Source organism: Oerskovia sp. USHLN155, assembly GCF_037145535.1.
Taxonomy (GTDB): domain Bacteria; phylum Actinomycetota; class Actinomycetes; order Actinomycetales; family Cellulomonadaceae; genus Oerskovia; species Oerskovia rustica.
Window position 1 is genome coordinate 156773 of sequence record NZ_JBBCXG010000008.1, and the last position, 12642, is coordinate 169414.

Below are 12642 nucleotides of genomic sequence, written 5' to 3' on the forward strand. Positions count from 1 at the left end.
ACCATGGGCATCAGCTCTGTCGCGGTGATCGGTCTGGGATACATCGGCCTCCCCACGGCCGCGATCCTGGCTTCACAGGACGTCACGGTCCTGGGTGTGGACATCAGCCAGCGGACCGTCGACGCGGTCAACCGTGGTGACGTCCCCTTCGTCGAGCCCGATCTGGCGACCTACGTCGCGGGGGCCGTGACGCAGGGCAAGCTCAGCGCGGCGCTCACGCCGGCGCCGGCGGATGCGTTCATCGTGGCGGTGCCCACGCCCTTCACGGACGGCATGAAGCCGGACCTGTCGTACATCCAGGCCGCGGCTCGAGCGATCGCGCCCCAGTTGCAGGGCGGCGAGCTGCTGATCCTCGAGTCGACGTCCCCTCCTGGCGCGACGCAGCGGATGGCGGACTGGATCCTCGAGGTTCGACCCGACCTGAGCCTGGACGGCTCCGGAGATCGCCCCGTCATCCACGTCGCGCACTGTCCGGAGCGCGTCCTGCCCGGTCGCGTGATGATCGAGCTCGTGACCAACGACCGGATCGTCGGCGGGCTGACGGTCGAGGCCGCCGAGCGCGCTCGCGACCTCTACCAGGTGTTCTGCCAGGGGGAGATCCTCCTGACGGACGCGGTGACGGCCGAGATGGCCAAGCTCGTCGAGAACTCGTTCCGCGACGTGAACATCGCCTTCGCCAACGAGCTCTCGGTGATCAGCGACAACCTGGGCATCGACGTCTGGGAGCTCATCCGCCTCGCGAACCACCACCCGCGCGTGAACATCCTGCAGCCGGGCCCCGGCGTCGGCGGACACTGCATCGCGGTGGACCCCTGGTTCATCGTCGACGCGGCTCCCGAGGAGGCGCGTCTCATCCGCACCGCCCGCGAGGTCAACGACGCGAAGCCGCAGTGGGTCATCGAGAAGGTCCGTGCCGCCGCGGGGACGATCGCGAACCCCACCATCTCGACCCTCGGCCTGGCCTTCAAGGCGAACATCGACGACCTCCGCGAGTCACCGGCACGCAAGATCGTCGCTCAGCTCGCCGACGAGATGGCAGGCGCGACGATCCTCGTCGTGGAGCCGCACATCGAGGACCTTCCCCAGGAGCTGGCGAACCGACGCAACGTCGAGCTCGTCTCGATCGAGGAAGCGACGAAGCGCGCCGACGTCTCGGTGCTGCTGGTGGACCACGACCAGTTCGTCGACAACGAGTTCATCGCCGAGGCGAGCGCGGTCCTGATCGACACGCGCGGCACCTCCGTCTAGGAGTTAACCGCTCGACCCCTGCTTGACCACGATAGATCTCGGAGATTCTACGAAGATGAGCACGAAGCGGTACCCGGACGAGGTCCGAAATCCGAATGAAATGCGCGAAGCCATGCTGTCGGAGTTCGTTGGGGATCCCGAAAGTCTCCGTAGAAAATTCGATGACCTTGTGGCCAAGAGCGACGGAGGGCGAGCGCGGATCGCAGAACTGGAAGAGCAGCTCGCGCGAGCCAAGAAGAGGACCGAGAGGCAGAAGCGTGAGATCGCAAATCTGGAATCAAAACTGGGTAGATCGCTGAGTTCGCTTGAAGCGTATCGGGTCGAATCGGCACGGCTGAAGCGAGAGATCCAACGGGTCCGAGCCTCGACGAGCATGCGGGTGGGCCGCACGGTTCTCAAGCCTCTCCAAGAGATAGTTAAACTCAGAAGTGCTGTCCGACATGCGCCCGAAAAGGGGACCATGCTGGGAAAGCCGGACAATGGACCATCTCCTGTCGCGGGGGCTCCGAGAGGCACGGAAAACCCTCCGAGGCGGCTAAAGGGCGACGAGGAAGCCTCGCCTACCAGCGTTCCTGGTACGCGACGGTCGCTCGAAGAGTTGCTCAAGGATCTCGAAGAAGACCCGAATGCCAGCCGACTGTACGCTGCGCTAGCGCGTTTGTGGTTTACTGCGGGCGAGATCGCACGTCCGGCAGAAATGGTGGAGGCGCACCAGGATATAATCGCGGGCGGTGAACCGCGACTCAAAGCACTAGCAGCGACCATCCAGTCGGCGGCACATGTCGCGAGACACGGGATCGTTGTCCCCGGGCGTGGAACAGGGACTGCCTATCGGGCTGAACGAGGGCGTCTCATGTACTGCGTGCACTCTACACCGATCTACAGTTCCAACGGCTACTCAATTCGCACCAAAGGCGTGGCCGACGGGTTATCTCGAAACGGTGTCGATATCACGGTCGTAGCCCGTACGGGGTACCCGTGGGACTCGAAATACACCGGTGTGAGCGAGAGAACCCAATCCACCCTGGACGGCGTGGACTATGTACACAACCCTGGCCTCAGCCTCAATGACGCGACGCTCCTCCAAGCAATCGACGAGGCCGCCGACGCGTTTGTGCGGGAAGCGCGCAGGTTGCGAGTCTCGACGATCCATGCCGCGTCCAATTACTATACGGGCCTTGCTGCGCTCATCGCTGCGCGGCGGGTCGGCGTTCCATTCGTCTACGAAGTGAGGGGGCTCTGGGAGGTAACTCAGGCGTCGACCTCCACAGGATGGGACATGAGCGAGCGCTACGCTCTCCAAGTTTCGCTGGAGAGTTTGGTCGCTGCGGAGTCGGACGCAATCCTCGCTATTACTCCTCAGGTTGCAGAGGAACTTGTCCGTCGCGGTGCTGACCGAGACAAGATCACTGTCATGCCGAACGCGGTCGACTCCGATGCAATAGTGCCCTTGCCGAAGGACACGAGCTTTGCGAAGAAGCTCAAGATTTCAGCGGATGAACCTTGGATCGGGTTCGCCGGAAGCATGGTTCCCTATGAGGGCCTCTTGGACCTCATTGAAGCGGCAAAGGTCCTTCGCGAACGCGGCCTGGCATTCCAGGTGGTATTAGCCGGCTCGGGAAGTCAGGAAAAGGAGCTCAAAGAACGGGTACTCGACCTGGGCCTGGACGACACAGTCCACTTTCTGGGTCGAGTTGCCTACAAAGAAATGCCCCGACTTCTTTCACTCTTCGACATTATGCCGTGCCCACGAGTCTCCCTTCCCGTCACGGAAATGGTGTCCCCTCTGAAGCCACTGGAGGCATTCGCCGCCGGGAAGGCGGTATTGCTCTCGGACGTCGCACCGCATCGCGACCTCGCAGGCCACGACCAAGAACGCGCCGCAGTATTCAAGGCGGGCGACGTCCAGGACCTTGCCGACAAGCTTGCGATTTTGATTGCCGACGCAGAGAAGCGGCGGCAACTCGGCCGAACTGCTCGGCTGTGGACGATAAAAGAGCGTCAATGGACGGCAACTTGCACAGGCGCGATCTCTGCCTATCGACAGGCCAGGGAAGGCTATGCAAAGAACTCGAGGTCAGAGAACCTCCACGTAAGGGATCTTGAGATTGGCCTCATCGCTGACGAATTCACGACGAAGAGTCTGCAGGGATCGATCGGCGTGCGTCTCCTGTCTCGCGCAAACTGGGCACACGAACTCGAGGGACTGAGTTTCGTTCTCATCGAGTCTGCGTGGAAGGGAAACGACGCTCAGTGGTATCGGGGTGTCGGCCGCTATTCAGACGACGAGCACCGCGACATCCAAGGCCTGATCGAGACGTGTAGAAGACTGGCCATCCCGACCGTCTTTTGGAACAAGGAGGACCCGGTTCATACCAGCCGTTTCCTTGAAACGGCCCGGCTGTGCGACCATATCTTTACTGTTGATGCGAATCTGATTCCGCTATACAGGAGTGCTGCGGGAGAATCCACCAAGACCGTATCGAGCATGCCGTTCTTCGCCCAGCCCAGGATCCACAGCCCGCTCGATCGAGGAGAGTCGTCGGAGCCCACAGTCGCGTATGCCGGCACATACTACGGGGACCGTTATGCTGAGCGAACGAGCGACCTTCACCGGCTCCTTTCAGCGAGCAAGCAGACGGGGCTGGCGATCTACGACCGGCAGTCGATTGATCCGGACTCGCCCTATAAGTTTCCAGCCGAATTCCGGGAAGCGGTACGTGGCGGGCTCTCATATGACAGCGTCCTTGAGAAGTACAGGACCCACGTCGCCCACCTAAACGTCAACAGTGTCCGCGATTCGCCGACAATGTACTCAAGAAGAGTCGTCGAAATCGCGGCAAGCGGTGGTGTAGTGTTGTCCGGTCCGGGACGCGGGGTCCAAGAGACCCTGGGAGGGGCAATCGCTTGCAGCGGCTCGCTCGAAGACTCCCAAGCTTTACTGAGCTATTGGTCCACGGACCTGAATGTCCGTCGGCGTGAGGCGTGGCACCAAATGAGGTCCATCCTGCGTGTACATGTTGCCGACTTTGCCTTGGCAATCATTGCGAGAACCGCAGGTTTTCCAGTCCATGTTGAGAAATTCGATTCTTACGCACTTGTGGCAGACGAACTGACTGATGAGCTTGTGGCGACATTGATTGATCAGTCTGTTCCTCCCGCAGCGATCGTGGTACGTGGACGCCAGCAGGTTTCTCAACTAAAGAGGGACAAGCTGACTAGTGCTGGAATCGGGATCGAAACTGAGATCGACGAGTCGGTCCTTGCCGGTGTGAAGTGGCTTGGACTGGCAGAAGAGGCCTTGCCTCGAACCTGGTACGAAGATATGCTCATAGTCGCCCAGTCAGGCAACTGGGAACGGCTGCTGCCAGTGCATGTGATTGGACGCGATCAGTCGTTCGCGCTCGCAAGAAAAGGACCGAACGATGTTGTGACGGCGTCCGGGCTTGTTCTTAGCGAGAGAACGGGTCATTTCGAGAATCTGGAGTCCGCCTTGCGCGGCACTTTCGCGAAGACCTTGTCACTTCTGCTCCCTCACGTAGCCGAGGTTGATTCTCAAATGCGAGAGGATGGGGAAGCACTAGAGGTCTCAATTCCGGGATCCTGCCCTGAGACGGTCTTGGTTGCAGGACATGACTTGAAATTCCTGCGTTCGGCGATCGATGGTTTCCGGAGCCACGGGTTCGAGGTACTCGTTGATGAGTGGACTAACCACACAGATCATGACGAGGCACGATCGCGAACACTGCTAGAGTCGGCGGATATCGTGTTCTGCGAGTGGGGACTTGGCAATGCTGTCTGGTATTCGCATCAGGTTACCAGCCACCAACGTCTGGTGGTTCGGGTACACCTTCAGGAGATCTACGGTCCGCACCTGCGCAATATCCACTGCGACAACGTTGATCAGTTTATATTTGTCAATGAAGTTGTTCGCCTTGCGGCTGTGGCGTCGCACGGCATTCCGGCCGAGAAGACGACGGTCGTCCCGAACTACGTCCTGACCGAGTCCCTTTCACGCGCAAAGACGCCAGAGGCAGCTAAGCGTATTGGCCTCGTCGGCATAATTCCTCAGCGCAAGCGCCTCGATCTGGCACTTGACTTGCTTGAGGAACTTCACCGTGTGGATCCCAGCTACACCCTGTCGATCAAGGGAAGCCTGCCGAAGGACTATTCTTGGATGGCAGCTCGCAAGGACGAGATGGACTACTTCGACCAGCAGTTCGAACGCATCGAGGCTTTGAACGAAGCGTGCCCGGGCGCGGTTGAGCTTGCCGGATATGGTGAGGATATGGGCGAGTGGTACAGCACCATTGGTACGGTGATCTCGGTCAGTGACTTCGAATCGTTCCACCTGACCATTGCTGATGGTGCTGCATCCGGTGCATTGCCGGTCATACTCTACTGGCCGGGAGCAGAAGCGGTGTACCCGCTCACCTGGAGCCACGCAACAGTGGCTTCAATGGCGGTGCGGATTCTTGAGGGCGGGGCAGGTGACGAAGTGCCGGAGTACATTGGTAGTCATTATTCCTTGGAGAAGGTCCTTCCTCAGCTTGTAGGCACCCTCGTTTCTTCAGGACGGCAACTTTCGTGACCATTGATGAGGAGGCCCGACGCCTCGCCACGCTAATGCTCCCGATTGGTGCCCCAAGTCATGGCGCACTCGCAAGGACGCGCGCATTTCTTGCGAGGCAGGAGATCGTTTCACCGGGGCTTCCGATCGCATATGCCGGCTCAATGGGAGATCTTTGGACCTGCACAGAGGATCGACGACACCTACGAAGGCTCCATGGGTTCTTGTTTGTATCGGACTGGCTCGCTGTCTACGACGACCTTGAGTATGACGAGCAAGCCCTAGTACGCGGTTCTATCAAAGAACTGACGACAGAATGGCGAGCCCAATTCGCGGGGCCGACCCGGATTGCCCCAATGGCGTACCACGACGAAACAACCGCTCAGAGACTGTTGGTCTTCCTTGCGGTTCAAAGCAGGCTCCCCGAGTTGAGAGGCGAAGACGCCATTGTGCAGCAGGTTGCCGCGGACTCGGCTCTGCTCAAGGCTCCGGACTTCTACGCTGGCCTCAACAATCACGGGATGTTCCAGGATCGCGCCGTCTTGTGCCATGCGGTGCTTTGCCCTGATCTTTCCGCCTCGGCTCGTAAACTCGCAATTGAACTTGCTGTGTCTAGACTGAGCACCTACTTTGATATGTGTTTCACGCGCGAGGGTGTACACATCGAGCACACACCAACCTACCATCTGATGGTCGCTCGGAACTTTGTTGAGGTGGCGAACCTGCTCGAGGCGCTCGGCAATGAGCTGGCGCACGCTTTCCAGGCAGGGCTCTTGTTGGCTGAGTCATACGCGACTCACATGGTCACCCCGCGCGGCGTCTATCCGCCCATTAGTGACACGTCGGTACGTGCGCTAGATGTTTCGTCGAACTATGATGTGTTCGGCTCCTCGAACTTTCGCTATGCAGCTACGAGTGGCCGCGAGGGCGACGTCCCTGAGGATAGAGTCAGGGTCTTCGCCGAGAGCGGATATGGGATCTTCCGATCATCGTGGAGCGATCCGGGAGCAACCTACGTTCTGATGACTGCTGCGTACAATGGTGGATATCACAAGCACTCGGACGAGTTGAGCATCTACGTTGAGTCACAGGGCGTCCAGATAATTTGCGAAGCAGGCCCGAATGGATACAACTACTCGGACCCGTTCACCAAGTACGCATTTTCTTCCTTCGCCCATAACACTCTAGTCGTGGACGGTATGGGAATGCCGCGGCACGATGGGAAGATGGCTGAGACATCGCTGGCAGATGTCGGATCATCGGCCGAGAGGCTCTCCGTTGTTGGACGGACTTTACGCTACTCGGGCGTGGAATTCGAGAGGCATCTGGAGGTGGCCGGGGAGTCCGCCGAAGGTTCAGTGATCCGTGTGAGCGATCGTGTGCGGTCGGAGCAGTCGCACAGATATTCATTCTACTGGCATCTCGGCGTCGGTGTGGTGCCCACCCTGCGTGGATCGTTTGTCGAACTTGTGCACGATGGCGTCAAGATTGCAGAGATCGAGTTTCGTTCGGATAGCCGCTTCTCGTTGAGACATGTCGCTGGCCGCACGGCGCCAACGCCGCTAGGCTGGTCCTTCCCAGAGATGGGGCGACACGAGCCTTCCTCGACTCTCGTTGTGGAACTCAGCGGGGCGAACATCGACGTTTCGTGCACAGTCCGTCTGGATCGCTTCGTGCTGCGCGATCGTGGCGTTCTGACACCAGACTCCAAGTGGCAGGTCTTCGACGGGGATGTGCCGCTTCGATACCTTCTTGATCTTCCCGAGGAGAGGCCGACTGGCCTAGCAGTGATATTTTCGGCGATTGGTGAAGTTGGTGATTTCACCTATAACTATCGCAGACCGCTGGAGGGTAGTTCAATTGCACGACTCCACGTCCTCGATGATTTTGGCGAACAGGGCGCTTACTATTATAGCCAGAATCGGGATACCTCGATCTACAATTCTGTCCAGGCTCTCATTGCGAGAAGTGGTGATTTGTATTCGATTGGGCGGGAGAGAGTCCTCACTGCTGGCTCTTCGAAGGGCGGCACCGCGGCCCTGATCCACGGCCTCGGGTATTCGGCAGGGAGGATTATCGTGGGAGCTCCCCAGACCAGGATCGGCACCTTCACGGAAAATGTGCATCCGAACATTCTTCAGTACATCTCGGGTGGTACCGGTCCGGGTGATCGGCTCTGGGCAGATGAGGTCCTCGTCAAGCAACTGCGTAATGGATTGCGTTCTACCGCGATTAGTATTGTCGTGGGGACCGCCGATCATCATCTTGCAAATCACGTCGCGCCGTTCATTGCCGATGCGAGCGGGCTTGGATATCGTGTGAACTCCCTGGAGATCGATGGAGCGAAGCATGAGGATGTCGGCCATCCTTTTGGCCAGTTCTTGCGGTCGTCAGTAGACGCGCACTATGATGGCAATGGCCTTCCAAACTTCTTGTACGTCGACAGGGCTTCCAGCTCGTTGATCTTGTCCATCGAACGGAACGTCGACCTTGTCTTCTCGGTGAAGCTGTATCGCGGGTCCGAGCTCGTTGCGAACCTTCCTTATTCAAACAGGTCGGACTATCGCTGGCCCAGGTTGCCCGGGGGGAGGTACCGTGCTCGAATCTATTGGCGAAGGCGCTCAGACGGTGTCAGGGGTGTACCATTCACAACTGCGTCAGTAATGGTTGGTTCGAACATTTAGCGAACACCGGTGTGCGACGGGGGAAAGCTCAGGAATGAACTTGATCGGCTCAGCTGTGGTTTCCAAAAGACCTCGCGTCGCAATTCTTGGAAGTTGCGTCACGCGGGATGCTTTTGCTGTGCGCCAAGATTTGCTCGACCCGCCTGTCGCGTACTTCGCCCGCACTTCGCTTATAAGTGCCGTTAGTACCCGGCCAGTGCCCGGAATTGACACGTCGACAATTGCGTCGAGTTTCCAGCGTCGGATGGTGGAACAGGACGTTCGGGGTGGGCTTATCAGGTTCGCGGCTTCGGGCGCCTTCGACCTGCTGGTCTGCGATCTGATTGATGAGCGTTTTCAGGTGCTCTTCGACTCTTCCGGGCGTTGTGTGACTCGATCCCGTGAGTTCACGTTGGCGAAGTCAGAGATGAGGATTGCTCGCCGCGTCGAACCCCATTCCGAGGACCACTTTCGGTCGTGGGAGATCGCGTGGCGAGAACTTGTGGGTGTCTTGAACGGCGCCGGCCGCCTGAATGCTCTACGAATCAACCGTGCCTTCTGGGCTGAGTCAGATTCGGAGGGAAATCCTCTTGGAGGCACTGAAGAGGTGGAGCGGACTGCGAGAGCAAATGCTCATCTATTGAGAATGTACGCGCGCATTGAAAATGATCTTGACTCCAGCCAGATTTATCGGTTCGACCCGTCGGTGTTTGTATCCGATGTCCAACATAGATGGGGCGTGGCCCCCTATCACTACGCACGTTCGTACTATTCGGAGCTGGCTGAGCGGATTGTCCGCTAGCACGTTAAGGACGACTAGGATCCTTCGAGCGACCTCAGGCGCACGGGACTCTTTTCTTCGATGTTTGGGAATCCGGGCGCCGAAGGCGTTCGTTCTCGGTAGGGGTTCGATGATGGCTGCTGGGCGGGCATGGAGCCGTGGCGTATAGCATCGGATCACCCCGGACTGCGACCGACTTGGGTCTCGCCGCTGATCGCGGTGGTTCTTTCTCCCGGGCGTGTGCGGAAACTACTGCCCTAGCGTATCGGCAGCCGGACGGGGGCACCTATCGAAGACCGCGCGTGTTCCCCTGAGCGATGATACAGCTTGAATCGGTACGTTCCCGGCCCCAGGCCTTCTATGCTGAATGTAGCGGACGGTCGGTAGCCGAGATGCTCGATCTTCTCGCCATTCTTCATGACGGTGAGAGCGAAGCTGTTTGCCCAGGTTGAGTCGCAACTAATTTGGACTGCACCTGGGCCGGCTGGGTGCACCTTCGGCCGAGGAACCGGGAACTCGAGTACAGGGTGCCACAGGAGATCTATGAGTTGCTGGGCAAACTGCGAGTTGGTTCGATTGTCGAAGTGAAAAGAAGCGGCGCCCCACTTGTGATTGGCCGCGGCGACGCATTGCACCGTGCTTCCGATTGATCGAGTCTTGAACTCTTCCTGGCGTGCGAATTGGTAGTATCGGCGCGACATCGCGTTGTGCTCATCGCTCGATACACCAAAGCTTGCGGGTGTCGGTCTGCCGTCGTCGAAAAAGTCCGACCAGCGGGGCTCGAGCAGGATGAGTCGGTCCGCGATTCCCTTGGACGCGAGATGCTGGATCCAGACTTTGTATCCGTTCCGCCAGAGTTGGAAGTGCTCGTCGGTTCCGAATGGAATAAAACGTGACGTTCGCTGCAATTCCTGATCCGCGCCACATTGAATGAGTTCGAGCGTGCGGGTGATATATCCGCCACCTGGGAGTTCGTAGACGCCTAGGCGTTCGTCTGTGATGTCCCATAGTATGAGGTCGACGTCCGCATGAAATCGGTCGATTTGCTCAAGGAGGTCGGCCCGCAATGATCCGAGTGCGACGCGCCGCTGAAAGCGTGATGCTAGATTTTCTAGTTTACTAGATTGGATGGGGCTTGCTGGCCGCGAAGCCGCCGCGATGAGTGACTGGCGAGGTATGTAGTGAACGAGTTCTAGATGTGCGGGCGTTGCAAGTTCAAACATGTCCCGTGATACACAACTGCCGTAGATGAGGGTTCTCATTGCTATCTGCTCCCGCTATGGAGCTGTGTGCCTTTCGTTGCAGAGTGCGCGTCGTCTTTCAGTTGACCGGGTCGGGAGATTTGTCACTGAGTAGCCTTGCCTTGAGTGCCGCTTCGGTTCTACCTGCTGCGCGACCGTCACCGTAGGGGTTCGTGGAACGGGCCATCGTGTCGTAGACCTCGCTGACCGAGAGGAGCTCGGTGACGCTCGAGACGATGAGGTCTTCATCGGTTCCGATGAGTCGGACGGTCCCCGCGTCGACCGCTTCCGGTCGTTCAGTGTTGTCGCGCATGACGAGGACCGGCTTGCCGAGGCTCGGCGCCTCTTCCTGCACGCCGCCCGAGTCGGTGAGGATGACGGTGCTGAGGGACATCATCCGTGCGAACTCACCGTAGGCCAGCGGTTCGGTGACCGTCACGTTCTCGACGCCCTCGAGCTGTGGCAGCACGGCGTCACGCACGATGGGGTTCCTGTGCGCAGGGAGGACGATCTCGAGGTCGGGGAACGCCCGCGAGATGCGTGCGAGCGCACGCCCGACCCCTTCCATCGCACCGCCCCAGTTCTCGCGGCGGTGCGTCGTCACCAGCAGGATCCGTCGGCCGGACGCCGCGAGCACCTCGAGGCGGGGGTCACTGAAGGCGATCTCCTTGCCGACGGTCGTGAGGAGGGCGTCGATGACCGTGTTGCCGGTGACCACGATCGTCGAGTCGTCCACGCCTTCGGCGAGCAGGTTCGCCCGGCTGGTCTGCGTCGGCGCGAGGTGCAGCGCGGCGATCTGGGTGGTGATCTTGCGGTTCGCCTCCTCGGGGAAGGGGGAGTGGATGTTGCCCGAGCGCAGGCCGGCCTCGACGTGGACGACGGGGATCCTGCGGTAGAAGGCTGCGAGGGCAGCGGCCGTCGACGTCGACGTGTCGCCCTGCACGATCACCGCGGCGGGCTCCTCCTTCTCGAGGATCGGGTCGAGCCCGTCCATGATGCGCGCGAAGATCTGCGCGAGCGTCTGACCGTGGCTCATGATGTCGAGGTCGTGGTCCGGGACGATGCCGAACAGCTCGTTCACCTGGTCGAGCATCTCGCGGTGCTGCCCGGTGACCACGGTCACCGACTCGAAGTCCGGGCTCTCCTCGAGCGCCTTGATCACGGGTGCCACCTTGATGGCCTCGGGACGGGTTCCGTACACCGTCATGATGCGGGGGCGCATCGCTACCTGCTCTCTGTCTTGTGCTGGTCGGCCGGACGCCGAGCTCCACGTACGTGCCGGGGGGTGTAGTGCCTTCCCGGTGGCTCTTCGATACGGATGTGCGTGTCGGCGCGCTCGCTCAGTGCGTCTTCGATGATGGTCTTCGCTTCGTCGGGCTTGTCCTTCGCGAGCGCCCACGCCCACTTGCGGTAACGAAGAGCGACGTCCTCGGCCGGCCCGTCGAGGATGAGCCGACCATGATTGAGCCAGATCGCCCGTGTGCACGTCTCTTCGATGGTCTGCGCGGCGTGGCTCACCAGGAACACCGTGCCTGCCCCGTCTCTCAGGCGTCTCATCCGCGCATCGCTTCTCTCACGGAACGCGGCGTCGCCCGTGGCGAGCGCCTCGTCGATGAGGAGGATGTCGGGGTTCGCCGCAGTGGCGATGGCGAAGCGAAGGCGCGAGCCCATGCCGGACGAGTACGTCTTCATCGGGAGGTAGATGGACTTGCCGAGGCCCGCGAGCTGGATGACGTCGGGGATGGCGCGAGCCGTCTCCTCCGGCGTGAGTCCCATGGCCAGGCAGCCGAGCCTGACGTTCTGCTCACCGGACAGGTCGGGGACCAGGGCAGCGTTGACGCCGATCAGGACGGGGGTGCTCTCCGCAAGAACCTGACCGCGAGCCGGCTTCTCGAGTCCGGCGATGATGCGGAGCAGCGTGCTCTTGCCCGATCCGTTCTGGCCGACGATGCCGATCTGCTCGCCCGAGCGGGCGACGAAGGAGATGCCGGCAAGTGCTCGGACAGTGACCATGGGCTGCTGTCCCAGGATCGACTTCGCCGCCCGGGCGATCGGATTGGCACGTCGACGTTCGGCCGAGTCCGTCGAGGGGACGCGGTATCGCACGTGGATGTCCTGCACCGCCACGGTCGCGGACGC

The 12642-nt window shown here is 60.1% G+C and carries 7 protein-coding genes; 4 read left to right on the forward strand and 3 right to left on the reverse strand.

What is annotated here, in order from left to right; translation table 11 throughout:
- Positions 1–3 precede the first annotated feature (3 nt).
- From wecC to WFH32_RS13150, 4 genes are read left to right on the forward strand one after another with little or no spacing between them, the layout of a single operon-like run.
- A complete protein-coding gene (wecC, locus tag WFH32_RS13135) occupies positions 4–1248 on the forward strand; it encodes a UDP-N-acetyl-D-mannosamine dehydrogenase (protein ID WP_336707791.1) in 1245 nt (414 codons plus the stop codon).
- Between the two features lie 55 nt (positions 1249–1303).
- A complete protein-coding gene (locus tag WFH32_RS13140; RefSeq protein ID WP_336707792.1) occupies positions 1304–5839 on the forward strand; it encodes a glycosyltransferase in 4536 nt (1511 codons plus the stop codon).
- Positions 5836–8502, forward strand: coding sequence for a heparinase II/III domain-containing protein (locus WFH32_RS13145; protein ID WP_336707793.1), 2667 nt, complete (start codon positions 5836–5838; stop codon positions 8500–8502). The genes WFH32_RS13140 and WFH32_RS13145 overlap by 4 nt, the downstream gene beginning before the upstream one ends.
- 34 nt (positions 8503–8536) lie before the next feature.
- Positions 8537–9283, forward strand: coding sequence for a DUF6270 domain-containing protein (locus WFH32_RS13150; RefSeq protein WP_336707794.1), 747 nt, complete (start codon positions 8537–8539; stop codon positions 9281–9283).
- A gap of 236 nt (positions 9284–9519) precedes the next feature.
- Here the strand turns inward: WFH32_RS13150 and WFH32_RS13155 are convergent, their stop codons facing one another.
- Genes WFH32_RS13155 through WFH32_RS13165 form a run of 3 tightly spaced genes read right to left on the reverse strand, consistent with a single transcriptional unit; the run spans position 9520 to position 12630 of the window.
- Positions 9520–10524 (reverse strand): DUF6270 domain-containing protein, encoded by a 1005-nt coding sequence (locus WFH32_RS13155; protein ID WP_336707795.1) that lies wholly within the window; start codon positions 10522–10524, stop codon positions 9520–9522.
- 58 nt (positions 10525–10582) lie between these two features.
- Positions 10583–11725, reverse strand: a complete 1143-nt coding sequence (gene wecB / locus WFH32_RS13160; protein ID WP_336707796.1) for a non-hydrolyzing UDP-N-acetylglucosamine 2-epimerase — start codon at positions 11723–11725, stop codon at positions 10583–10585.
- A gap of 2 nt (positions 11726–11727) precedes the next feature.
- Positions 11728–12630 carry an ABC transporter ATP-binding protein gene (locus WFH32_RS13165; RefSeq protein ID WP_336707797.1) on the reverse strand — a complete coding sequence of 301 codons (903 nt, stop codon included), beginning with the start codon at positions 12628–12630 and terminating at the stop codon, positions 11728–11730.
- Positions 12631–12642: the final 12 nt, after the last annotated feature.

Excerpts from the sequence above, each read along its gene's own strand:
- WFH32_RS13140 (WP_336707792.1), top strand. The coding sequence starts at position 1,304 with ATGAGCACGAAGCGGTACCCGGACGAGGTCCGAAATCCGAATGAAATG.
- WFH32_RS13155 (WP_336707795.1), bottom strand. The coding sequence starts at position 10,524 with ATGAGAACCCTCATCTACGGCAGTTGTGTATCACGGGACATGTTTGAA.
- wecC (WP_336707791.1), top strand. The coding sequence starts at position 4 with ATGGGCATCAGCTCTGTCGCGGTGATCGGTCTGGGATACATCGGCCTC.
- WFH32_RS13150 (WP_336707794.1), top strand. The coding sequence starts at position 8,537 with ATGAACTTGATCGGCTCAGCTGTGGTTTCCAAAAGACCTCGCGTCGCA.
- wecB (WP_336707796.1), bottom strand. The coding sequence starts at position 11,725 with ATGCGCCCCCGCATCATGACGGTGTACGGAACCCGTCCCGAGGCCATC.